18 protein-coding genes are annotated in these 24,224 nt (G+C 45.0%); 13 read left to right on the forward strand and 5 right to left on the reverse strand.

Features of this window, described 5'->3' with window-relative positions; all coding sequences use genetic code 11:
* Window positions 1-72: 72 nt before the first annotated feature.
* The 12 genes from AC0VYE_RS14180 to thiI all read left to right on the forward strand — a co-directional run bounded on the left by AC0VYE_RS14180 (window position 73) and on the right by thiI (window position 13,400).
* The gene (locus AC0VYE_RS14180; RefSeq protein WP_475448756.1) at window positions 73-1,845 is read left to right on the forward strand and encodes an HSP90 family protein; all 1,773 of its coding nucleotides are present in this window, start codon (window positions 73-75) and stop codon (window positions 1,843-1,845) included.
* On the forward strand, window positions 1,842-2,885 hold the full coding sequence (locus AC0VYE_RS14185; RefSeq protein WP_475448758.1) for a hypothetical protein: 1,044 nt from the start codon (window positions 1,842-1,844) through the stop codon (window positions 2,883-2,885). Before AC0VYE_RS14180 ends, AC0VYE_RS14185 begins: the two co-directional genes overlap by 4 nt.
* 73 nt (window positions 2,886-2,958) lie before the next feature.
* The gene (locus AC0VYE_RS14190) at window positions 2,959-3,870 is read left to right on the forward strand and encodes a prenyltransferase (protein WP_076268115.1); all 912 of its coding nucleotides are present in this window, start codon (window positions 2,959-2,961) and stop codon (window positions 3,868-3,870) included.
* A 29-nt stretch (window positions 3,871-3,899) separates the two neighbouring features.
* Window positions 3,900-4,628, forward strand: coding sequence for a DUF6081 family protein (locus tag AC0VYE_RS14195; RefSeq protein WP_076268116.1), 729 nt, complete (start codon window positions 3,900-3,902; stop codon window positions 4,626-4,628).
* A 23-nt stretch (window positions 4,629-4,651) separates the two neighbouring features.
* Window positions 4,652-6,055 (forward strand): sensor histidine kinase, encoded by a 1,404-nt coding sequence (locus AC0VYE_RS14200; protein ID WP_475448759.1) that lies wholly within the window; start codon window positions 4,652-4,654, stop codon window positions 6,053-6,055.
* Window positions 6,048-6,746: a LuxR C-terminal-related transcriptional regulator gene (locus AC0VYE_RS14205; RefSeq protein WP_475448761.1), complete on the forward strand. Its 699-nt coding sequence runs from the start codon at window positions 6,048-6,050 to the stop codon at window positions 6,744-6,746. The genes AC0VYE_RS14200 and AC0VYE_RS14205 overlap by 8 nt, the downstream gene beginning before the upstream one ends.
* 83 nt (window positions 6,747-6,829) lie before the next feature.
* The gene (locus AC0VYE_RS14210; RefSeq protein ID WP_475448763.1) at window positions 6,830-7,537 is read left to right on the forward strand and encodes a YwaF family protein; all 708 of its coding nucleotides are present in this window, start codon (window positions 6,830-6,832) and stop codon (window positions 7,535-7,537) included.
* Window positions 7,538-7,591: 54 nt separating this feature from the next.
* Window positions 7,592-9,196: a DUF2339 domain-containing protein gene (locus tag AC0VYE_RS14215; protein WP_475449574.1), complete on the forward strand. Its 1,605-nt coding sequence runs from the start codon at window positions 7,592-7,594 to the stop codon at window positions 9,194-9,196.
* Between the two features lie 171 nt (window positions 9,197-9,367).
* A complete protein-coding gene (locus tag AC0VYE_RS14220; protein ID WP_475448765.1) occupies window positions 9,368-9,970 on the forward strand; it encodes a nitroreductase family protein in 603 nt (200 codons plus the stop codon).
* Between the two features lie 288 nt (window positions 9,971-10,258).
* Entirely contained in the window at window positions 10,259-10,936 is a 678-nt protein-coding gene (locus AC0VYE_RS14225) for a lytic transglycosylase domain-containing protein (RefSeq protein WP_475448767.1), read from the forward strand.
* A gap of 92 nt (window positions 10,937-11,028) precedes the next feature.
* On the forward strand, window positions 11,029-12,177 hold the full coding sequence (locus AC0VYE_RS14230; protein WP_076268124.1) for a cysteine desulfurase family protein: 1,149 nt from the start codon (window positions 11,029-11,031) through the stop codon (window positions 12,175-12,177).
* A gap of 2 nt (window positions 12,178-12,179) precedes the next feature.
* Complete coding sequence (gene thiI, locus AC0VYE_RS14235; RefSeq protein ID WP_076268125.1) at window positions 12,180-13,400, forward strand: tRNA uracil 4-sulfurtransferase ThiI; 1,221 nt, start codon at window positions 12,180-12,182, stop codon at window positions 13,398-13,400.
* Between the two features lie 64 nt (window positions 13,401-13,464).
* Here the strand turns inward: thiI and AC0VYE_RS14240 are convergent, their stop codons facing one another.
* The 5 genes from AC0VYE_RS14240 to AC0VYE_RS14260 all read right to left on the reverse strand — a co-directional run bounded on the left by AC0VYE_RS14240 (window position 13,465) and on the right by AC0VYE_RS14260 (window position 21,610).
* Window positions 13,465-15,024 (reverse strand): ABC transporter substrate-binding protein, encoded by a 1,560-nt coding sequence (locus tag AC0VYE_RS14240; protein WP_475448769.1) that lies wholly within the window; start codon window positions 15,022-15,024, stop codon window positions 13,465-13,467.
* A gap of 49 nt (window positions 15,025-15,073) precedes the next feature.
* Window positions 15,074-15,964 (reverse strand): carbohydrate ABC transporter permease, encoded by an 891-nt coding sequence (locus AC0VYE_RS14245; protein WP_475448772.1) that lies wholly within the window; start codon window positions 15,962-15,964, stop codon window positions 15,074-15,076.
* A 17-nt stretch (window positions 15,965-15,981) separates the two neighbouring features.
* The gene (locus tag AC0VYE_RS14250; protein WP_256710890.1) at window positions 15,982-16,959 is read right to left on the reverse strand and encodes an ABC transporter permease; all 978 of its coding nucleotides are present in this window, start codon (window positions 16,957-16,959) and stop codon (window positions 15,982-15,984) included.
* A gap of 211 nt (window positions 16,960-17,170) precedes the next feature.
* Complete coding sequence (locus AC0VYE_RS14255) at window positions 17,171-19,507, reverse strand: helix-turn-helix domain-containing protein (protein WP_475448774.1); 2,337 nt, start codon at window positions 19,505-19,507, stop codon at window positions 17,171-17,173.
* A 30-nt stretch (window positions 19,508-19,537) separates the two neighbouring features.
* Window positions 19,538-21,610: a right-handed parallel beta-helix repeat-containing protein gene (locus AC0VYE_RS14260; RefSeq protein ID WP_475448776.1), complete on the reverse strand. Its 2,073-nt coding sequence runs from the start codon at window positions 21,608-21,610 to the stop codon at window positions 19,538-19,540.
* Between the two features lie 203 nt (window positions 21,611-21,813).
* On the opposite strand from AC0VYE_RS14260, the gene galA reads away from it, so the two are divergent.
* On the forward strand, window positions 21,814-24,177 hold the full coding sequence (gene galA / locus AC0VYE_RS14265) for a beta-galactosidase GalA (protein WP_475448778.1): 2,364 nt from the start codon (window positions 21,814-21,816) through the stop codon (window positions 24,175-24,177).
* The last annotated feature ends 47 nt before the right edge of the window (window positions 24,178-24,224 follow it).

A 24,224-nucleotide genomic window follows, 5' to 3' on the forward strand; every position in this document is an offset into this window, starting at 1 on the left:
GTATAATGCCGAATCAATGAATGGAATAGACCAATACAAAACAGATCCACTATGGGAGACAGGATGAGCGAAATGAACTTTCAAGTTAATTTACAAGGGATGATCGAGCTTCTCTCAAAGCATTTATATTCGAGCCCGGGCGTGTTCATTAGGGAATTACTGCAAAATGGCGTTGATGCGATTACAGCACGCAAACGGCTTGGACATCGCTTTGATGCACGCGTAACAGTTGAAATTTACGGTTCTCGAACGATTGCCGTTCACGATAATGGGATAGGCTTGTCCGAATCCGAAATCCAGCTTTTTTTGGCTCAAATCGGAAGTACCTCCAAGCGTGACGAAATGGATTCAGCAGATGACTATATTGGACAATTTGGCGTGGGCTTGCTGTCCTGCTTCGTAGTGAGCGGCGAGATCGTTGTTATTACCCGCTCCGCTCTAGAAGGCGATACTTTAGAATGGCGCGGGCGGCCAGACGGCACGTACACGATTCGCAAGCTTGAGAAGGATGCTCCAATCGGTACCACCGTGTTTTTGACATGCAAGGAGGGTTACGAGGACTACTATGAGTGGGATCGTGTGATGGAGTTAATGAGTCACTATGGTCAGTTCCTGCCTGTTCCGATTCATTTGTCCGAAGGGAAATCAGATATTAGGATTAACGAGGAAAATCCTCCGTGGTCCATGAACTCCAGTGATGCGCTCACCTATGGCGAAGATCACTTGTATCAAACCTTCTTGGATGCTATACCTTTAAAATCAGTAATTGGTGAGCTTGAGGGTGTCGCTTATATTCTTCCTTATGCTGTAAGCTTGCAAGCCGAGAAAAAACATAAGGTGTATATGAAACGCATGCTGCTCTCCGATCAAGTTAACAATATGCTCCCGGATTGGGCTTTTTTTGTTACGTGTATCATGAATACGAATGGACTTCGACCAACGGCTTCTCGGGAGTCATTTATGGAAAATGAGCTTTTTCATACCGTAAAGGATGAAATTGGCGAAAACATTAAACAGCATATGATTCAGCTCTCAGAATCAAACCCTGAACTATTCGGGAAAATTATTGTTATTCATTCTGCTTCCATTAAAGCGATGGCTGCCGAAGATGATGAGCTTTATCGATTGTTTATCCGTTTCTTGTCGTTTGAGACTTCATTTGGCATGATGAAGATGAGCGATATATTGGAACAGAACAAACGTATCGTTGTATCTTCCACGCTTGATGAATTCCGCCAAGTGGCTCGTGTTGCCAAGGCGCAAAATGTGATGGTTATTAACGGCGGTTATGTCCATGATTTTGAACTTGTGCGCAAGCTACCTGAGCTGGAAGAGGATATTGAGGCGTTAGTTCTAGATCCGATTAATTTCTCGAACGTCTTCCAATCGATAACTCCCGCGGAGCATAAAAGCATTCTTTCCTTTCTGGAGCTCTCGGATCAGCTGCTAGCTCCATTTCAGTGCAGAAGCGTGGTAAAGCGATTTGAGCCAGTAGATTTGGCCGCTTTATACAATACAAATGATGAAGTGAATTTTCTGAGAATGGCAGAGCAAACGAAAGATGAAGCTAATGATTTGTTCGCAAATATTGTGGATGTCGTCATCCATGAGCTATATGAGGTGCCATATGCGACGATTTGCTACAACTTTAATAATCCGCTTATGCAGCGTGTTATGACTTGTCAGAATGCGGATATGCAGAAGCTAAGTATTGAGACCGTTTATACGCAGGCCTTGCTGCTTGGTCAATATCCTCTTGGCCCTGAGGAGCTGAAGTTAATGAACAAATCGTTTATGCAGGTGCTGGAAATCGGTCTTAGTCAGGCTGGTGAGCGAGAGCTATGAAGCAGCGATATGATCAATTGCGAAGCGAGGCATGGAGCTTGCCGCAGGGAAAACAGAAGCTTGCGGTGCTTGAGGAGGCTATTCGGATAGCCGATTTGCATATGACGAAGGAAGATTCCTATTACGCTCGCATGTCTTATTCCGAGGCAGCGCTTGATTCGGGCTATGAAGAGCGATTTCTTGTTTCATTTACCTGGTGCTTAACTCAGTTTGAAAAAGATCCGGCTGCTTATTCGAGCTTCACCCTCATTTGGCACTATAAATGGTTTGTTAATCAAATTTGGCGGTTTCCGCAATTTGGTACGGATCAAATCACTTCGATTTTTAATGATTTTAAGGCAAAATGCTTACAATACGGTCACAGCCTGCGCCCATATTATCAATGTCTTCATCGATACGCGCTATCTCAAGGCGATCATGAGTCGGCTCAAGCAAACTATGAGCTTTGGCGCAAGACGGCTAGAGATGGAATGTCTGATTGCAGCGCCTGTGAGCAAAATGGCTTTGGCTACTATCATTTTACAGTTGGCAGATATCGGCGAGGACTGCAAGCTATGAAGCCTATTATGGATGGTCGAATGACCTGCAAATCCATTCCGCAAAATACATACAGCCATCTGCTTCTCCCGCTCCTTGAGACGGAGCAAGCAGATGAAGCTGTAAAGATGGCAAAAAAAGGCGCGCGTTTGTTAAAGGGCCCTGGTTACTTAAGTGAATATGGGAGCTTCCTTGCTTATTACACAGCAACCGACATTCATAAAGCCGCCAAATGGTTTGAACAAACCGTACAATATGCGCTGGATACGAAAGTAGGCTGGGATCGGTTGTTGTATATGATTTCAGCTAGAGCATTTCTACAATTGTGGCATGCGAAAAACCGTCGGAGAAAGCTGAATGTCAGCAGCGATATTACGTTTGAGATGATTGTAAAGGATACCGAACAATTAGCTGCTGCTTTTGATCAGAGAAACCAAAATCGTTATTGCACCGAGCTGCTCAAACAGAAGCTTAAACAAGTTCAAAAACTAAGCCATTTTTAATCCATGTGTTGACGTATAGCAAATGGAAGTGGTTCAATTGAACGATCGACAACAGAGAGGGCAGTGGCAGCTTATGTTTAAACAATTTATGAAAGCATCCAGGCTGAGCGTTCTTCCTGTTATGCTTATTCCCGTGGCGTTAGGTGCGCTGGGGGCTTTTGTGTGGAACGGCATTTTCAATCCTTTATTATTTATCATCACCATAGTTGGGGCAGGAACAGCCCATTTATTTTCTAATATGATTAATGATTTATGGGATTATTACAACGGTACGGATACGGCCGCTCAATCGACGGAAGGGGTAATTGCAACCAACTCTGGCTATTTGACAAAAGGGACGTGGAGCATACGCACCTTTGCGACCGTAACATGGACATTATTTGGCATTGCAGCAATTTGCGGCATTATACTTAGTATAACAAGCGGCTGGCCGGTGCTCGTATTTGGCGGGCTTGGGGCGTTAATTGCTTATTTCTATGTAGCTCCGCCGATCCAGTTCGGATACCGCGGCAAAGGCTACAGTGAAGTCGCGATCTTGATCTCCTTCGGCATACTGCCTGTCGTAGGCGCTTATTTTGTACAAACCTCAGAATTAGATTCTCGGGCATTTTGGCTATCGCTGCCAATAGGACTTTTGACTACCCTAATATTGTTTAATCACCATTTCCTGCACTGGCAGGCTGATCGTCAAGCAGGGAAAAGAACATTAGTCGTCGTTTGGGGAGAAAAGAGAGCACTCGTTTTCTCGCGCGTTTTGCTTTTTCTCGCCTATATTTCGCTTATCCTATGCGTGGTCGTGGAAGCATTGCCTATTTACGGGCTGCTGGCGCTGCCAACAGCAATACCTTTATATTTGGTATACGGCAGGTTATCATCAAATAATGTATCGACTGCATACGTACCGCTTATGGGTGCCTCGTTGAAAGCTACGATGCGATGCGGTGTGATCTTAATCGTTGCCTTAATTATTCAAGGTCTTATTTAAAACATACAACTTAGAAAGAGGTCATGGACATGGAGAAGCAATGGACTTTAGGAGATTTTCATACGATTCTAAATGAAGGAGAAGTTTGGAAAATCGGCGGTTTTCCGCTGCAAGACGGAACCTTCTGGCAGTACCGTGAGCCTAATGCGGTTGTCATTGTTCGCAATGGACTGCTGTATGTAAGAGCACCGCTTAGCCGCTCGAACGATCAAATTCAAATACTGGATAATGCTAAGCATATGTATTATTCTGCTGAACCTGTTCTTGTACCTGAATCCGGTGAGATTAGCTTTGAGCTGCAAATTCGCGCACGTTCGCAAAATACAGCGCCTGATGATCTTTATGATGGTTTCGTCTCGTTGAATCTGCTCGATTTCACGACGGGCGGTGCGCTCGACTTTTTTGCCGGAAATGACAAATATGCAAGTGTATATGCCGTTCTTCCTTTTCCGGGAGTAAAGGTGCCGGAGACGGATAAAACGAGATATTTCTGTGTGTTTAAGGAAGACACAAACTTTGCGGCGCGCGAATTTAATACGTACAAAATTACGTACAATCGCACCAATGATGAAGTCGTATTTTTTGTGAATGGCCAAGAAGTGCGAAGAGAACGTGATGTTCCGGTTAAATTTAACCAATTTATCGTTGCGCTAGGCATTATGACGGAAAAGGATTTGTCGCCGGAGGGCAGCGTGTCGGTGCACGGACAGACTGTTATTGGAGAATGGTCTCCCATTACAATAGAAATCAAAGAGTAAAGTTGTTATGAAGGAGCTGCGTTATGCTATTCGTTCTTATTGCTTTGTGGGCTATTGCAGCCATTATATGGATCTCCGATCGGCGAGCATCCGTTAATCATTGGTTAGGCGCTGTGGCGTTTAGCGGAGGAGCTGGTGCGCTTGCTGCCGTGCTTGACCTGCAATGGCTGCCAGCAGCAGCGGAAGCTGGAATGAATCAAGTAGCGCAGCAGCTTCTTTATCGCTTGCAAGCGTTCTCCTCGTTGACCTCCTACTACGGATTGCCGTATTCCTTTGCGTTGTTTGCTATAGCGTACAAACCAGTACGGCTTCCAAAACGGCTGCAGCAGCTTATGCCCTTTTTACTGTTAATTCCGATTGTTTTATGTGTTTTGTTTACGCCATTTTATAATACGATGTATCCCATCTCGTTCAAGATTGTCGTATGGTGGGCGGTTCCTTATATTATGTACGGGGCGATTCAGGTACTGCTCAAGCGGCAGCTGCATGCCTCTTTTTCTCGCACACACTGGATAATATGTTCAACCGTGCTGCCGCCGGTTATGTTCTGTATGGTCATGAATTACGTATTTCCGAGCTTCGGCATGCTGCGGATGTGGGTTTATAATACATGGATCATTGGATTAGCCGTAACTGTATTTGTTATTGCATTATTCACCTATGGTTTCATGGGTGTGCGGGTGAAGATCGATCGCCGCAGATACGATTCTACGTTAAGAGCAGTCACCTCAGGAACTGCCATTCTTAATCATGCGATCAAAAACGATGCAGGAAAAATGCGGCTTTTCTCGGAGAAGATGAAAGCTTATGCCATCGAAACCGATCAACAAGAGCTGCTGGCGGATGTTGAAACGGTGCTGAACGCTTCTCGCCATATGCAGGAGATGCTGCAACGGGTTCATCGTCGAACAGAGGATTTGGTGCTCCGTGTTGAAGTGACCGATATTGCAGCGCTTATCGAGAAGACGATGAAAGGATACGCCCAAAGCCTTGGCAACATCAAGCTGCAAAGCGTGTTAAACGAAGGCTGGAGCTGCCGCATCGACCCCGCGCAGGTAAGCGAGGCTTTAGGCAATATAATAGCCAACGCTTTGGAGGCTATGCAAGACAAAGGCGTGCTGTCTATTCTGTTAAGCGAAACCAAAAGAGAGCTTATTATTGAGGTTAGAGACACGGGCATTGGCATGGATAAGAGTGAGATAACGAAGGTAATGGAGCCGTTCTATACGACCAAAAGCGGCAGTGACACTAATTTTGGGCTCGGACTGCCCTATGCGTATCATGTGATGCGCAAGCATAAAGGAATGCTTGGCTTGCGAAGCGTGCCGGGCGTTGGAACCTCTGTCTACATGACTTTTCCGAAACGGAATGTTCAAGCTACAAAAATAGATGTACATATTACGCAGAGGAGGGAAGCAAATGGATAAAATCAAGGTATGGATCGTCGAGGATGATCGTGATTGGCTGCGCGGCCTTGTCGCTTATTTAAACAAGGAGCAAGATATTGAAGTAGTTTGGACTGCTAGCAGGGCTGACGATGTTAGACAAGCGCTTATGGAAGGGATGCAGCAGTCTGTGCCTGCTGATGTTGTGCTGATGGATATCATGCTTGACGGAAGGCCCGAAGGCGTTCTGCTCGCTGAGGAGGCGGCAATAGCTACCGGAGCAAGGGTCATCATGCTTACGTCAATGGAGGAGAAGGAGCTTATCTTTCGATCGTTCCAAGCGGGAGCTATCGATTACCAAATCAAATCTGATTTTGAAAGCTTGCCTGAAGCTGTACGCTCGGCAAACCGGAGCCAATCCCCCATTAATGCGGCTGTAGCAGAACGGATGCGCGAGGAATTCCGCCGACTGAAGCAGATGGAGCGCGAGTTCGAGGCGAAGAAGCTCGGTGATCTCATTACGCCGTCTGAGCTTCAGCTGCTTGATTTAATTGATCAAGGATATACCCAGCCGCAGATTGCCGACAAGCTGGTTGTATCAATTCGTACCGTCAAAAACCATGTTAATCATATATTAAAAAAGCTGAATTTAAGCGGGTCGCGCGAAGCAGCAAATAAAGCCAAAGAGATGGGCTTATTTCATAAGAAAAAGGACGAGGATAGTACCATGTAAAGTTGGTACTATTTTTTTTATGTCATTTTTTACAAAATAGATAGTAGAAGAACGCTTACATCAACAGATTGGAGGCATAACCGATGGATTTTGAAATGTTCTCGGCTGCTCATTTTGGGGCATTGGCCATTCTCATTGCAGCCATTATCTGTATTATCGTTTTCCGGAAGCGAATGAGAGTGCCGCGAATAAACAAGATGGTACGAATCGGGCTGGCTATTTTGCTAATATGCTGCGAGGTCTCGCTTCAGCTATCTTATATTCGCAATGATAATTGGGGAGTAGGCTCGCTGCCATTTCAGCTTTGCAGCTTAATGCTTTTGGTTAGCGCGGTTGTATTGCTTTGGAATCCAAAAGGTCTGTATGATGCTTTATTTTTTCTTGGAAGCATGGGGGCGCTGCAGGCGCTGTTAACCCCTAATTTAGACGAAGCGTTTCCGCATTTTCGTTATTTTCAATTTTTCATTGCACATATAGGGATCGTTAGCGCAGCGCTATTTATCGTCGTAGTAGAACGCTATCGACCGACTTTCTCTTCCGTAGTGAAGGCTCAACTTTGGCTGCATGTATTCGCTATTCCGGCTGCGATTACGAACGTGGCATCGGGTAAAACAAACTTTATGTTTTTAGCTGAAAAACCGGGTACAGCCTCATTGCTTGATATGCTGGGGCCATGGCCATGGTATTTGCTGCAGCTGGAGCTTATTGCATTTGTTATATTTTTGCTGCTATATGCCGCTGTAAGGCTGCTCGATCGCCTAATATTCGTTAAACCAAGCAGCTCTGCTTAGTAACATCATGAATGAATTTATTATTAACAGAGAGAAGGTGGGAAAGTGAAAGAGATGCAGGAAATGGTGAATAGACACTGGACTTCACTGCTTGGGGTATTGTTCGTAATGGCTGCTTTTATTACGTTGTTCAAATATTCGATAGTTCAAGGCTGGATTACAGAGTCGATGAAAATTGGCTTTGGTATGCTATGCGGAGCGGGTGTAGGCGCAGCCGGCTTGAAGCTAGCAAGCCGGCTGCCGCGCAATCCGATTGGTGAAATCTTGATTGGCATGGCGGCTTGCATTTTGTATGCGACGTTTTCTTTTGCGGGAATTTTTTACCGGCTGTGGGACCCAATGACCGTCTTGCTTGGAATGAGTGCAGTAACCATTGGAATATCCGTTTATGCGTATAAGTTTATGTCTCGGCTGCTAATGAATATAGCGATGCTGGGTGGTTTATTATCTCCGCTGCTTATGAGGCCGGAAACAGATCAAGTATTTGCTTTATTTCTTTATCTGCTCGTATTAAATGTTGCATTCCTATTTCTCAGCATCTCGCGCAATTGGCATGAGCTTCGGTTTATCAGCTTCATCGGGTCATGGCTGATGTATATCGTATATTTCATTCATTATAATCCATCGACTGAAGGCTTTTGGAGTATGCCGTTTCGATATGCGCTCGCAGCTTTTCTCTTTTATACAATCGGACTGATGGTCTCTTCTTGGAGCAATAAGTTATCCTTTGAGGGCATCGATTTGTATATGAACGCGATAAATGGCATTTTATTTGGATTTTGGGCACTATTTATTTTGAACGGTGAAGTGGCTTATGGGTACATACTCTCTTTTATCGGAATCGTTTATTTAATCGGTGGTTTCGTTATTTATTTGCTAACAAACAAGATTACGCTATCCTCAGGAGTGTTCTTTCTTGGCGGTTTGCTATTGATTCTCGTGTCGGTAAGCAGCATTGGCGGCGGGTATGAGTCAAAGCCTTTAATTACGGTGCTGCTATGGGGCTGCATAGCTGCGATAGCAGCAGCAATCGGCTATAGTAAGCGCTGGAACCTGCTGAGCATCGCCTCGCTCGCTATCTGGTTTGTGGTCGGATGTTACTGGTACGTAGTCACTTGGGACACTCCTCGCGGCGAATGGTTTGGGAGGTACATCCCGTTTCTGAATTGGGGGGCCATTGCATGGATGGTGCTGGCTGCTCTGGGTTTCTTCTTTTCTAGAAAGCTTGTCATTCCCCAGCTCACTGATCAAGCGAATCGGATGCTTGCTCGTGTGTATGCGCTGTTATCCCATCTCATCGTTGGCGGATTGCTGACAAGGCAAATTGAAAATATTTTCACAGAATATATGTATGATTCCGCTTCAAGTTATTTAGGTTTGGCTTTGTCTGTTTCTTGGGGCTGCTATGCATTGCTGCTAATTTTGTGGGGGGCTTATTATCGCGAGCTGCTGTTTCGTGCATTCGGTTCTGCGGTTCTTGTTATCGTTGCGATTAAGGCGATACTTATGGATTTAAGCGGGCAAGAGGCACTTTACAAGGTAGGTGTACTGTTAATATTAGGAGCCATTTCGTTTTTTATTACGTGGATAAATAGCAAATGGCGTGTAAAGAATGGAGAAATTAATGGCAAAGGTGAAGAGGCTGTCACTGAATCATAATTAAGAACGCAGGGGGAATAATGAACCTGTTGGTCTTGACAAGTGCACTCCAATACAATAAAGTTACTTACGTAAAGTAATTAAATTTATTTGGATTTGTAACTGGCTTTTAAGGCGGATACTTAGTTCACAGATGGAAGACACACAACATGTGAGAGGCAGGAGAAAAAAATGACATCACAAGCTTTTTTGGACGCAGTAAGTAAAAGACGCTCGATCTACGGTATTAGCAAGGAGGCCGTTATCTCCGATGACAAAATTGTTGAATTGGTACATGAAGCGGTTAAACATACTCCATCATCATTTAATTCACAAAGCACTCGTGTAGTTGTATTGCTTGGTGAAAATCATGATAAATTGTGGGATATTACGACGAATACGCTTCGCAATATGATTGCAGCTGATCAATTCGAGGCAACTGAGCAAAAAATGGGCGCTTTCAAAAGCGGATACGGTACCGTATTGTTTTTTGAAGATAAACAAGTCGTTGACGGCTTGATGGCCAACTTCCCAGCATATGCTCACAACTTCCCGATCTGGTCGCAGCATACTTCCGGCATGCATCAATTTGTAATATGGACGGCGCTTGAGAATGAAGGTTTCGGCGCTTCGCTTCAGCACTACAATCCACTTATTGATGAAGAAGTAAAAACGACATGGTCATTGCCGGATTCTTGGCAGCTGGTTGCTCAAATGCCATTTGGCAAACCAACAGCAGCTCCAGGCGAAAAATCGTTTCAACCGATCGATGAGCGTGTGAAAGTATTTAAATAAGCACTATTTTATATATTAGCTTTGAGCCAAAGATCGTTCCTATTTATAGGGACGATCTTTTTTTATGCCGTATGGACGCCTATTTGGCAGAATCCGAGAAAGCAGCTGCCGCTTGCAGAGGATGGGCATGTGAAATATTTGGAGTGTCAAACGATAAAACAGGCAATGCCGCTCATTGAAAGGATTCATGAGGGGGAACTGGCTGTTTGCTCTAAAAACATGTACAATTAAAACCGATATACTTAAAGTACACGTAACAAACTTACATAATGATTCAGCTAGGAGGATATGATGAGTATTGACCCTCGGATAATCAAAACATTATTGCAGCTTCAGCTTTCACCAAATGTAAATTTACAAGCAGCTACTAATCCGTTGCAAGCGACAACAGGCGATGGCTCGGCATCCTTATTTGATACTCTTTTATCCCAATATATGACCGATACTTCTTCTGAAAATAATGCATTGGCGCAAGTCATGCCAGCAGATGCGCTCGCGCAGCTGAGTTCACTTAGCGGCATGCCTAATCTGTCGTTTAGCAGTCAAGGCGTGTCTAACAGCGCTCCATCTGCTTATGACGAGCTTATTCAACAGGCATCAGCCAAATATGGCGTAGATTCTTCATTAATTCAAGCGGTAATCAAAACCGAATCCGGCTTTAACGCAGATGCACAGTCAGGTTCAGGCGCTAAGGGCCTGATGCAGCTAATGGACGGAACAGCAAGAGGTCTAGGCGTTAGCAACTCCTTTGATCCCGCGCAAAACATTGATGGCGGAACTAAATATTTATCGATGCTGCTAAACAAGTATAATGGACATGAGCAGGTTGCGCTGGCTGCTTACAATGCAGGACCGGGCCGAGTGGACCGTGCAGGAATAAAAACGAACGAGCAGCTAATAGAAAATCTTGAAGCGTTGCCGGAAGAGACGCAGCGCTATGTTGCCAAGGTGCTTCAGGCCAAGTAGAACGACAGCAATAAGATCACGATTTAGCGATCCGTCATGCAGGCGGGAGCAATCGATGATCTTTTTCTTTTTGAAAAGGAGATAAATCGAAAATGTTATATTTTGATCATTGTGCTTCATCACCGCCTTATGAAGAAGTGGTGCAGACCATGATGGAAGTGATGAAGTCGCAGTATGCGAACCCTTCCTCGCTGCATCGTGCAGGTACTGACGCTGACAAGTTAATTGAACGCTCGCGTGCTGTTCTAGCCGAGCAGATGCAAACCTCTAAGGGGAAATGGGTATTTACTTCCGGCGGTACAGAGTCAAATAATATAGCGATAAAGGGTGCTGCTCGTCAGTACGCTGGACGAGGCAAACATTTGATAACGACACAAATTGAGCATGCCTCCGTATACGAATCTTTTGCGCAGCTGGAGCAAGAAGGCTTCAATGTCACCTATTTGCAAGTAGGCAGGTCGGGTCATGTAGAGCTTGAGCAATTGGAAGCGGCAATAACTGAGGAAACGATTCTCGTTAGCGTGATGCATATTAACAACGAGATCGGTTCCATTCAGCCAATCGAGAACATTGCAAAGTTGCTTAAACGATATCCGAAGGTCATTTTGCATGTCGATGCCGTTCAGAGTATTGGGAAGCTGCCGATTCATTTGGAAAAGTGGGGCATTGATTTGCTTAGCGGTTCGGCGCATAAGCTTCGTGGTCCCAAAGGCGTAGGTTATTTGTACGTGCGTGATGGCATTACGCTGTCCCCTTTGTTTAGTGGCGGCTCCCAGGAGTATGGGCATCGCGCTGGAACACAAAACGTACCTGCTATCGTTGCGTCAGCGAAGGCGCTGCGCATGTCGCTTGCTTCGATGGAGCAAAGAGAAAAGCGATTGAAAGTGCTCAAACAGCAGCTATTAACGCATATTGAGCAAATTCCAGAGCTTAAGCTGAACGGGGCAGAACCGTCTGCTTCCCATATTATACATTTCTCCTATCCGGGCATGAAGCCAGAGGTTGTCATCCATATGTTAGAGCAACGTGGTATAATGGCTTCAACGAAATCGGCATGTTCTTCTAAGGATGACAAGCCGAGCCGCGTGCTTCTTGCCATCGGTGCAAGTCATGAGCAAGCGAGCAGCGGCATTCGGATTAGTCTCGGAGACGAGCATGAAGAGCAGGATATTGCAGCCTTAGGAGCTGCACTGCGTCACGTTGTCGCACAACTTAAGCCGCTTGAGAGGAGATTGACTTAATTTTGCTTTATGATCAGATCGTGCTCCGTTATGGAGATTTAATGGTAAAAGGAAGAAATCGGAACAAATTCGAGAAACGAATGCTTGATCAAGTAAAGCAAGCATTAATTTCTTACGATAATATTACTTATTTCAAATCGTTTGGTCGTCTTTATGTCAAGCTGAATGGACATCCCTATGAGCCTATAGCAGATCGCTTGAAGGATTTGTTTGGCATTGTTTCTTTAAGTCCAGTTGTCAGCACAGAGGCTGATCTTGAGAAAATAAGAGCAGCTGCGCTAGCTCTTATGCAAGCTTTGCCAGAGCAGCCCAAAACGTTCAAGGTGAGCGCAAAACGTGCTTGGAAAGAGTTTCCTCATAATTCGCAGGAAATGAATCATTTGGTTGGCGGGCATGTTCTACGTGCAATGCCAGGACTTAAAGTTAACGTGAGCAAGCCGGAAATTGAGCTGCGGGTGGATATTCAAGCGGAAGCTACTTACGTGTTCTACGATGTCATCCCTGGCGCTGGCGGATTTCCGTTTGCATCAAATGGCAAAGCTATGTTATTGCTATCCGGGGGCATAGATAGTCCTGTTGCAGGCTGGCTGGCACTGCGTAAAGGTCTTGAAGTGGAGGCTGTGCATTTCCATAGCTACCCATTCACCAGCGAGCAGGCGAAAGATAAGGTAATCGAGCTTGCTAAGCGATTATCCTATTTCAGCGGGGAGCCGATTAAGCTTCATCTTGTGCCGTTTACCGAAATACAAACTACGCTAGTACAAGCGAAGAGCGATAATCTTATTATTACGTTAATGAGAAGGGCGATGCTTCGGATCACAGAGCAGCTGGCAGAACGCAATGGGGCAAACGGTATCGTTACTGGCGAGAGCTTAGGGCAGGTTGCGAGCCAGACGCTGCCGAGCATGAATGTCATTGGTCGAGCAACAGATCTGCCGCAGCTTAAGCCGTTAATTATGATGGATAAGCATGAAATTATTCGGATGGCGGAGAGAATCGGGACGTTCGAAACGTCGATTTTGCCATATGAGGATTGCTGTACGTTATTTTTGCCGAAATCGCCAAGTACGAATCCGAATCTTCGTATCGTCGAGAAGATTGAGGCTCTAATTCCTAATTATAATCAATTGCTCACTGCCGCTGTTGACGGTACGGAGGAAGTTTTATTGTCACCGCAGCTTCAAACGGCTGCCCAAACCGCTGGCGAGGATAGCTGGTTTTAATTTAAGGCGAATGAAGAAGCTTTGCAGGCGTATCGTTCCTGCAAAGCTTCTTTTTGTATCGCTATTATTTTATTAGCCCTTTTTCTTGCTTGAATTTATCCCATTGTGCTGCGATTTCCGTTTGAATCTTTTCTTGACCGGAGGCAATGAGCTTATCTTTGTATTTTGGCAGCTCCTTAGCAGGGTCCACCGATCCGGATTCGAGAGCGGCCTGATATTCATTGTTAACTGCCGTTACGTTAGCTATTTCAGCTTTGATGTTCTCTTCGTTCACGCCGAAGCCGTTAGTCGCAGGCACAAGGGCGCTGTCGTTAAGCGCGATCGTCCGCTCCCATGTATCAGCGGCCTGACCTGGTTTAAGGAAGGCGTTGAACTGATTGCCGAATACCCAGTCGCCGTTTGGCGCATAACCTGAATCTTTAATCGGTTCGATATTTTTATCATCTACTCTATTATAGTGTTTGCCTTCGATCCCATTGCAAATTAAGTTGTAGAGGTAGGAGTCTGTATTAAGAAGATTAATAAGCATCAATGTGCGTTCAGGGTTTTTGGAGCTTTTATTAATGACATGCATCGCTCCTGCAATTCCTGTAAAATAGCTGTCGGCGATTGGAGCATACACCACTTCGTTGCCGCCGTTTATAGCCATCTCGCCAACTTCACCGCCTGGTTTGGACGTAAACTCCAGCGAGACCGCAACATTGCCTTTGCCCTTCAAGTCATTGATGTTCTGTATAATTGGCGCATCTTCGTTAATGTAGCCTGCTTGGTACCATCTTCGCATATCATCGTAGTATCCTTTTTTCTCATCAAGCGTTTGCAATGTACCAATATAACCAAGCGATGCATCGTCTTTCGCATAGCTTAGAACAAGCCCGTCACCTACTTTTGTGCGATCGCTGTACAAGCCCCAAGAATTTTGTGCAAGTCCGAGAGGAATAATGCCGGGTTCATTTTCTTTTAATGTTTTTAGGAAAGGCTCGATATCCTTGTACGATTGAATCGTGCTTACATCAAGATTGTATTTATCGATGAAGCGTTTTTGGATAATTAAGCTTTTTGTTTTTGCCGCTACCTGATAGATTGGGAAACCATACACCTTGCCATCAACGGCAAGCATATCCGGCCAAAATTTATCAGGGATGTTAGCGCGCGCTTCTGGTGCATATTTGCTAATCATTTCATCTGTAATTTCTAGATACGCCCCTCTATCAATATAAGGCTGATAGTTGCCAAGCCAGCCCTTCGAGCTCCACGCAAGGTCAAATTCTTCTCCAGCTGCGAGCATGGCATTGAGCTTAGGCTCGTATTCATCGAACGTCAGCGGCTTGAGCACAACGGTCGCATTGATTTTCTCTTTTAAATATTTATTGATCTCATCGTTGACCAGCTTTTGATCCGGACCAGGATTTGCGGATACCGGATAAATGAAGGTCAGCTTAGCCTCAGGAAGGGATGGTTCTGCGGAAGCAGTCGCATCCGGCGTATTCTCTGCCGTTTTGCTTGGCTCATTGGTGCTTGGGTTTGCAGGGGTATTGCCATTGTTCGAGCATGCTGCGATCATCGCCAAGCAAAGCACTAGAGCGAAGCATTTGAGTAGTAACGCTGCTTTTGTTGTTTTCACATTAAACCCTCCATTTATATAATTTTATATATGGCACAGTAGTCATTCCTTATCCTTTCAAGGAACCTACCGTAATACCCTTTACGAAATACTTCTGAAAAAAAGGAAAAATAATTAGCATCGGCCCGCCTGCAAGAATTGCCATTGCCATGCGAACGGATAAAGTCGGGAAATTGGCATAAGCCAGCTTGTCGGCTACCTGAGCGAGCGGAGAATTAGCCAAAAACTCTATTTGAGACAGAATGCGAACAAGCAGCAATTGAAGCGGGATATATTTATCATTGTCTATGAACAGCAGGGCATAAAACCATTCATTCCAGTAGCCAAAAGAGATGAATAAACCTAGCGTTGCTAAAGCAGGTGTCGACAAGGGTAAAATAATTCGGAAGAAGATTCGGAATTCTTTGGCGCCGTCTACCTTTGCTGATTCAATGATTTCTTTGCCGATCTTATCTAGAAAACCTTTCATAATCATAATGTTGAAAGGGCTGAGCAGCGTTGGAAGGATCAAAGCCAGCAAAGAGTTTTTTAGATGCAGATATTGCGTCATCATGATGTAGAATGGAATGAGCCCGCCATTAAACAGCATCGTAAAGAAAATGTAGAAGGTAATCGGACGGTTGTAACGGAAGTCCATTCGGGAAATAGGGTACGCTGTCATCGCAGTCAGCAGGAGTGATAAGACCGTACCGACAATAGTGATGAGGATGGTGACCAGATATCCTTTAAGCAGCGGGTCGGGTTTTTGAAAGACGATACGATAGGCTTCCATACTCCATTCCTTGGGAAAAAATTGATAGCCATTCTGTACAAGGCTGTTCTCAGAGGTTAATGAAATGATGATAACGAGAACGAATGGAAGGGCAATCATAATACAAAGAATGGTTAGAAAGATGTTAATGAACCCATTCATAAAATTAAAGCCTTTAGTATTAGGCATAAAAGATTCCTCCAATCTTAAAACAATGCATTATCCTTATCCGCTTTACGCACCAAATAATTTGCAGATACTACGGTAATTAATCCAACGACGGATTGCAGGAAGCCGACAGCAGCTGCTGAATTAATGTCTCCCAGCTTAGTTAAAGCGCGGTATACATAGGTATCGATAATATCCGTTGTAGGAAAATTCGGTCCTACGTTATTAGGGACAAAATAATGCAAGCCGAAGTCACCGCGGAATATGTTGCCAAGACCCAATATAAATAGGATAATGACAAGCGGTTTAAGCAGCGGCAATGTAATTCGCCACATCATCTGGATGCGAGAAGCGCCGTCTAGCCTAGCTGCTTCGTAATAATCGGTGCTGATACCGGTAATTCCTGCGTAATAGACCAAAGTGGAGAAACCAATTCCTTTCCATAAAGCAACGAGCGGCAGGATAAAGATCCATGGCGTTGTTTCCAAATACCACTTGTGAGGCTCGAATCCGAACCAACCGATTATGGTGTTGAGGAAACCTCCCTTATGATCCAGAAAAGCGTTCGTAATGTAGCCGACTAGCACAAAAGAAATAAAGTATGGGAGAAACATGGTGGTTTGGTAGAGCTTGATAAGCTTCCCGCTAAGCTCATTAAGAAGAAGGGCGAGCAGAAGCGCGGCAACGGTTCCTAGAACGATGTAAGAAATGTTGTAGAGCAGCGTGTTGCGGATAATGCGAATGGCATCCTGGGCTTTGAATAGAAATTCGAAGTTATCGAATCCGATCCATTTGCTGCCGAAAATTCCTTGATCATACCTGAAATACTTAAAGGCAAGGATGAGTCCAATCATAGGAATGTAGGCGATTACAAATTTAAATAATATACCGGGCATAGCGAGCAGCAGCAGCTCCCGGTTTTTTTTCAAATGCTTCCATTCCTTGCTTAGCCACCCGACCTTGTTCTTCGAGCCCCTTGTCGTTAGCTCAGGAGCTCCGAGCTCTGTTTTGGCCACTTGCGATCTCCTCCATCTAAAGCGTTCCTGTTCTGATGCCCATCATGCCACGTAGAAACGACGGCGGGTAGAATAGGTTTTGCGAATTACTGTATTTCGTGAGTGTAAAATATTCGATTTTGTGAATATTCATCGATATCGCAGTAAATAGAAAGGTCCCTCGCTCACTGAAAGCAGTGAACGAAGGACCTTTTTAGCTGATTATAAAGATTTATGAGATTGATTTCTTCATCCGATATTCCTTTGGCGTGCTGCCGACCTTTCCTTTAAACAAGCGGAAGAAATAGCTTTGATTAGCGTATCCGCATTTATCCATAATTTCTGTAATCGTATAGTTGTTTTGCTCCAAGAGGGATTGGGCATGACCTAGTCGTACCTCATTAATATATTCCGTAATCGACATATTATAATTCTCTTTGAAGAGCTTGCCGATGTATGCGGAAGATAGCTTTACACTCATGGCAATGGATTGCTGGCTAAGATTAATGTCTGGAAATTTTTGTTCAATCAGCTCTTTGACCGTCTCCAGCATCATTTCATTTCGTTCCATATTTGCTGGGCGCTGGTTTTCGCAGATTTTGGCACAAAGCGAGAGCAAAGAGAGGTACATTTCCTCAAGCGTCTCTTTCTCTTGCGAAATCTGATGAATGTAATCCAGATCAACAGAGAAAGGAACGATCCGATTATCGTTTATTTCGCTTGATGCATTTTTAATGACCCATCCTAGATTAGATACCGCCCGAATCATATCGTCATACTGAAAGGTGGAAATGAGGGAGAATGCCTTCTCAAGCTCATTTCCGGCATTTGTTAGCTGACCTTTCTTGAGCGCTTCAGTTAGCTTCTTCTCGATCGAATCGGGCAGCGACATTTGCTTGCTTCCCAGGTTTTCTTGAATGTCATCCGACGTAATAATCGCTTTGAAACCTTTTACAATCATATATTGGCTAAACCGCAGAGCCTGCGTATAAGCCGTTGATAGGTAACTATACTGTGAGATGATGTCGCTGATTCCGCAGGAAAGTGAAATGTGATAATAATGTTCAATCATTTGTTGAATCTCGCGCAGCTGTCGTACAACTTGTTGAAAAGACAATGTCGTACCCTTATCGCTGCAGGATAAAATGAGTACGACATGATCGCCTCGAATTTCGACAGCTTCGCAAAGATAATGTTCACGAATAATTTCTTGAGCAATATTAATAATGGCGAAATTATACAGCTTTTTCGAAGCGCCAGTGATGCTGTTGTCATAGGCAGCAAAGTGGTCGATCTTCAACACGCAGACAAGCAGCTCATCTTTGATAGAAATGTTTAAATCGTGTTTTTCGATGAGATGCTGCATATCATGATCGGAGAAAAGCTGACTGTCCGATAAAAATCGGCGGATATAATATTTGCTCACGATTTGCTCGGAGCTAATTTCACTCAGCTTCTCTGACAGCCTCATATAATTATCGCTCATCAGGAGCAGCTCATCGCTTACGCCGGAAGCACTTTGTTTCTCACCTTGAAGATGAGGACGAATTCGCTTCAGCATATTTTCAATCGGATTATACAGCTTGTAAGATAGCCCTACCGACAATCCGATCGCGAGCAGCAGGAACAGTGCTGACAAAAGCAGCGATTGATTCCGTGTCTGATTCACCTCGCCCATCAGCTTGTCATAGGACTGGATATAGAGGATGGTCCAAGCGCCGAGACCGTCTTCCATGTAGGTGACCATTTCCTTTTTTCCTGAAAGCTTGCCGATAAAGAACCCTGCGGAATGGCTTTCATTTGTTTTGTGAGCAAGGACAAGCTCATTCACCTTCGCTTGATCTTGTGAAGCAGTGAATGGTGCACTCGGATCGGAGGATAAAAGCTTTCCATTTTGCGTTTGAATATATATCAATCCCTGATCACGATCACTAGCCACATTCATTTTTTGCAGGCTGTCGAATACCCAATCTGATTTAATAAACAATATGATAGCTGAATTGTTTTTTGTAAACGGTTTCAAGGAATCGGTGACTATAAACGCAAAAGTATCGATTAGACCATCATTCTGCTCAAGGCTCATCGGAATTAATCGATTGGTTGGCTGCGGCTGTTTCGGGTCCAGCAGCATACTCCTGATACGCTGATCCGTAATGCCGCCATCAAGCAGCAGGCTGCTGCTTGTGCCGTACAGCTTGGATTGTGATTTGTTATAAATGACCATGGAGTGCAGAAAGGAGGAGCTTTCCATGATATTGGACATCTGTCTATGGCCGCGAATCAGGTCCATTTTTGGCAAATCATCGTTGAACATAAGAGGAATTAGAAAGTGATCGCGGTATACAAAGTTCGATAGCCTCGTAATAATATCGTTCATGTAGGAAAGATTGTACTGAATTTGCGAGAGCACCTTTAAATTGGATTGTTCTTGAATGTTTTTAACCGATTTTTCAAGAATGTACGTGTTGGTTATCGATGATGAAACAAGCACAATGACCATCGTAGCCATAATGGAGAACATGACTCGCTGCAAATATTTTTTGGATTTGTAAAATCCGAATACTTTCATCCGATCCAGGCCTCCCTATTATGATCCTGATTATTTGGGTCCAATTTTCTCGAACTCGATATCGCTCCACCCTAGCTGATAAGCAGGCGAGCTTGGATGCAGGCGGTAGTCGCCATCCTCAGCACACTGGAACAAGGGCTCCCCGTGAATGGTATGTTTATCGTATTTGCCATGAGCGAGCATACGCCACTGCTCCCAGCTGTACTCCTGTCTTCCAAGGGAATCTTCTCCGCTTGCGAGGAGTGGGAGACTACCTGCTATTATGCATGGTTTATTGTTCATCCAATAAAGATTGCGGTCGGAGGAGCTGAACCGTTCATCGCTATAATTAACAAAATAATATAAATATCCTGAATTGTATATGATATTGCTGCATATTTCGATATGTTTGTTTTCTTCATCAGCCATTTCCTGAGAGCCGATTGCCGAGATCGCATCAGGGTTAGCAACAAGCAGATTGTTTGTTATGCGATTGCCGATTCCTTTCGAGAAAATAAGCATCCACAGCTTGCCTTCGCCAGTGTTGTAAAGAGAGGTGATTATGTTGTTCGTAACTGTAAAATCATCGGCTGCATCATCCAAATAGATTCCAAACCCAAAAGAAAAATGGATACCGCTGTCATGGAGATAGTTGCTATGAATGACATTTCCTCTCCCTACACCCCATGCTTCAATCAAACCTCCATCTTGACTGTCTGTCATCACGTTAGAAATATCATTATAAGCAATAAAGTTGCTTCTGCTGTGAAGGAAATCCCAATGGTTTTCCCAAGTGACGGGAATTCCGTAAAGCTCAGAGGGCATCGTTTTATGGCGAAGACCCTTCAAGGAAATGCCGTATCTTGGCATGTTGGCAATCAAATTGTTCGTAATCTCATTGTTTCCGCTCTGGTAGAGCAGGATGCCACAGCCATGTCCAACGAGCTCGCCGCCATGCTCGATCCGATTGTTCTTAATCTTGTGATAACTATTTGTATAAGAGGCTAAAGGGCTCGTGAATGGACCAGTTCCAGGTGCAAACCCATTCAAACTAATGCCAATGTAGCCAAAATGTCGGATGTCATTTCTATTTATCGTTATGTCATATGTGTAGTGGTCCAAATAAATGCCGCAGCTTCCGGACTGTTCCAGCTTACAGGAGGTAACTTGGATATGCCTCGCATGGTTGATATAGATTAAGCCCTCGCGGTGTTCCGCTTGCTCGACATTATCATCCATCATGCGATATTCGCGAAAAAAATCGGTGCACGCAAACGTCAGTCCTGTAAAGCTAATATTTTGCACGGGTTCCAGCGGGCTTACCCCGTTAATATCAAGCAGACGTTTAATTGTTGGCGCAATGACAGTCTGTTTGTTAGGATCTGACACGTCATCTGAAACATAGTAGTAAAGCGTGCCAGAGGCCTTATCAAGATGAAATTGACCAGGCGCTTGGAGGAAGTCGAGCGAACCTTGGATATAGTACCTCGAACCTGCTCCAATGGGCCATGTGGCGTCACTTTCGAATACCAATTGCTGGCGCTCTACACTATTGGAGGCGACTGGCTTAGTTTCCGTGAACCAATTCCATTCTCCTTCACCTGGCCAGACGTAAAGCTGAGTCCCTGTCAAATCATAATGAGAGGGCAAGTCTTCGCTGCGATAGTGAATGCCTTGTTTATTATTTTGTACATCATCATGAACAGAGGGCTTGTCGGTCACAAAATAACCAGTGGCTGGAAGCCGAGCCTGATGAATTCGTTGGCCATCTGCATAAAGGGTATGAAAGTGCATAGCACTCTCCAGCTTAGCGATCCAAACCTTTCCTTTATAAGGCGTCCAACCTGTAATTTGTTTGCCGCCAGCAATTGTCGCTCTCTCACCCGGATAGCTGGTGTACTGAACATGGCAGCGGTCTCTGCCGGAATCTCTATTATCGAAACGAAGCGTGGCATCTAGTTCATAGAGGCCGCCTCGCAAAAAAACCGAAATGTCATGACTCATTCCGTTTTTGATTTGTTCACGTACTTCTTCCTGCGCTCTCTGTATCGTCAGGAATGGATCATCCAAGCTTCCGTGTGCGTTATCGTTACCATTTGGTGCTACATAATAATTGGTAATCATTTTTTAAAGACCCCCTTGTAGGAACTGTACATTATAGTTATAAAACCGAAGTCCTATTTGTTGCAAGGGCTTTCAAATAAAGTACACTTAATCGTTTTTTTCACAGTAGACTGCTGTCAAATCCCGTGTTAACTTAACCTTCGATTGATCGCAAAAGAGGATCATGGCCATAGCAGTGAAGCTTTGGAATGGAGGAGAAGGCGATGACATTAATAGCAAGAAGCAGAGAAAGCTTTGATGAAAACTGGTTTTTTCACAAAGGCGATATTCACATTCCTTATGCGGTTAAAGGCGGAATGACAGGCGGCCTAACGGATTGCGCCAAGCGGGAGGAGGGGGAATGGCTGGATATTGCCTATGTAGATAAGGAGGCGCAGCAGGCTCAAGAGGGCTGGGAAGCAGTTCGCTTACCGCATGATTGGTGCCCAGATGGATCTTTTATAAATGACCCTACAATGGGCTCGCGAGCAGGCAGTCACGGCTACTTGCATGCGGGCGTTGGTTTTTATCGCAAATGGTTTACTATTCCAGCTGATCAGCTGGGCAGAAAAATATCCTTATGCTTCGATGGCGTTACAGGCAGGAGCACCGTATGGGTAAACGGGCATTTGATCGGTGAACGCTTTGGCGGATATACGAGCTTTGCTTACGATATTACCGATGTACTTCGGTATGGCTCAGAAGGAGACAATATCGTACTCGTGAAGGTAGATGCAACTGATTATGAGGGCTGGTGGTATGAAGGCAGCGGCATTTACCGCCATGTATGGCTGCAATCGACGGATTCGCTCCATATTGCTCAGTGGGGGACGTTCATTACCGCAACAGAAGTTTCCGAAAGTCATGCAGCAGTCAAAATAGAAACGAAAATGATGAATGAATCTGCTTCAAATCGAGCTTTTGATCTGATTACCATTGTTAGAGAGCGAGCTGGCGGGCGCAAGGTTGCCGAGCAAGCTGATCGATCAAGTGTAGACGGCTTGGATGAAACAACGGTTGAGCAGAAGCTTACGATAACAGAACCTGAACTTTGGTCTCCAGAGCATCCTTACCTCTATGAAGCTGTTACGGAGCTATATGAAAATGGGGTGTTGATTGACCAATTCGATACCAGCTTCGGGATTCGCACGATACAATTTGATGTTGACCGAGGATTTTTGCTAAATGGAAATGTTTATCCGATCAAAGGCACTTGTAATCATCAAGACTTCGCTGGTGTCGGCGTTGCCATGCCGAGAGCGCTGATTGCGTATAAGCTGAGCCTACTAAAGGAAATGGGCTGCAATGCATATCGAAGCGCCCATCATCCCCCATCGCCTGAACTGCTGGAACTTTGTGATGAGCTTGGCTTGCTCGTCATGGACGAGAATCGGAAGCTCGACAGCAGCTCACGAGGCATGGACGAATTGAAAAGCGTGATTTTGCGTGACCGCAACCATCCATCGGTTATTTTATGGAGCTTGGAGAATGAAGAGGTTCTGGAAGGAACCGTTATGGGCGCGCGCATCTTGAAATCAATGACAGAGCTTGCGCATAAGCTCGATCCGACCAGACCGACGATGGCTGCGATGAATCATGGCTGGAGCAGCGGCGGATATGCGGACGCTGTCGACATTGTTGGCTATAATTACGGCCATAGAGGTGCAGATGTAGATGGACGCAGAAAATATCCGAACCGCCTTATAATCGGGAGCGAATCTTCAAGCTATACGACGACGAGAGGCATCTACGCAGATGATCCGAACAAGGGGTACTGCTCATCTCATGGTACGAACATTCCATCATGGGGCTGCAGTCCTGAGAAATCGTGGTCCGATGTGATGGAACAACCTTATTTGACTGGCATATTCGTCTGGACGGGCTTTGATTACAGAGGTGAGCCTACGCCGTATGAGTGGCCTTGCATTAGCTCACATTTTGGCATGATGGATACCTGCGGGTTTCCGAAGGATGTTTATTATCTCATGAAAGCATTATGGACCGAAGAGCCGCTCGTTCATTTGCTTCCGCATTGGAATTGGCCGGAGCTAATAGGACAGACGATTCGAGTGACGGCATATACCAACTGCGATTCGATTGAGCTATTTTTAAACGGCCGCTCACTTGGTGAACGGATAGTTAAGCCGCACAGAAGTATGGACTTTGATATCGCCTATGAACCCGGTGAGCTTCAGGCAGTCGGTAAAATAGGCGGGGTTATAGCAGCAGAGGGGAAGCGAGTTACAACAGGTAAACCACACGCGATTCGGCTAGAGCCTAATCGAACAGTCATACGAGCTGATGGTCTGGATGTTGCTGCTGTCCGGGTAAGCATAGTGGATGAGAAAGGAAATGTAGTGCCTTACGCTGACTCTCACGTGGATTTTTATGTGGAAGGATCAGGCGCGCTGATCGGTGTAGGTAATGGCAATCCTAGCAGCCATGAATCAGATAAAGCAAGCAGCAGAAGAGCATTTAACGGCCTCGCCCTCGCGCTATTGCAAGCAGGAGCGAATGCGGGCAGCATAACGCTGAAGGCTGTTTCCGCCGGGTTGCAGTCTGCAGATGCAATCATTGAGGTCGGCTAGTCACTGAACTAGTCAGATCTTGATTCATAGAGCGAGAGAAGGAGGGA

This window comes from Pristimantibacillus sp. Z349TD_6 (genome assembly GCF_056173205.1).

Bases quoted from the DNA above. Each gene is read 5' to 3' on its own strand.
- AC0VYE_RS14205 (WP_475448761.1), top strand. From the start codon at position 6,048: ATGGATAAAATCAAGGTATGGATCGTCGAGGATGATCGTGATTGGCTG.
- AC0VYE_RS14255 (WP_475448774.1), bottom strand. From the start codon at position 19,507: ATGAAAGTATTCGGATTTTACAAATCCAAAAAATATTTGCAGCGAGTC.
- AC0VYE_RS14180 (WP_475448756.1), top strand. From the start codon at position 73: ATGAACTTTCAAGTTAATTTACAAGGGATGATCGAGCTTCTCTCAAAG.
- AC0VYE_RS14200 (WP_475448759.1), top strand. From the start codon at position 4,652: ATGCTATTCGTTCTTATTGCTTTGTGGGCTATTGCAGCCATTATATGG.
- AC0VYE_RS14195 (WP_076268116.1), top strand. From the start codon at position 3,900: ATGGAGAAGCAATGGACTTTAGGAGATTTTCATACGATTCTAAATGAA.
- AC0VYE_RS14185 (WP_475448758.1), top strand. From the start codon at position 1,842: ATGAAGCAGCGATATGATCAATTGCGAAGCGAGGCATGGAGCTTGCCG.
- AC0VYE_RS14220 (WP_475448765.1), top strand. From the start codon at position 9,368: ATGACATCACAAGCTTTTTTGGACGCAGTAAGTAAAAGACGCTCGATC.
- AC0VYE_RS14245 (WP_475448772.1), bottom strand. From the start codon at position 15,964: ATGCCTAATACTAAAGGCTTTAATTTTATGAATGGGTTCATTAACATC.
- AC0VYE_RS14225 (WP_475448767.1), top strand. From the start codon at position 10,259: ATGATGAGTATTGACCCTCGGATAATCAAAACATTATTGCAGCTTCAG.
- AC0VYE_RS14215 (WP_475449574.1), top strand. From the start codon at position 7,592: ATGCAGGAAATGGTGAATAGACACTGGACTTCACTGCTTGGGGTATTG.
- galA (WP_475448778.1), top strand. From the start codon at position 21,814: ATGACATTAATAGCAAGAAGCAGAGAAAGCTTTGATGAAAACTGGTTT.
- AC0VYE_RS14260 (WP_475448776.1), bottom strand. From the start codon at position 21,610: ATGATTACCAATTATTATGTAGCACCAAATGGTAACGATAACGCACAC.
- AC0VYE_RS14230 (WP_076268124.1), top strand. From the start codon at position 11,029: ATGTTATATTTTGATCATTGTGCTTCATCACCGCCTTATGAAGAAGTG.
- AC0VYE_RS14210 (WP_475448763.1), top strand. From the start codon at position 6,830: ATGGATTTTGAAATGTTCTCGGCTGCTCATTTTGGGGCATTGGCCATT.
- AC0VYE_RS14190 (WP_076268115.1), top strand. From the start codon at position 2,959: ATGTTTAAACAATTTATGAAAGCATCCAGGCTGAGCGTTCTTCCTGTT.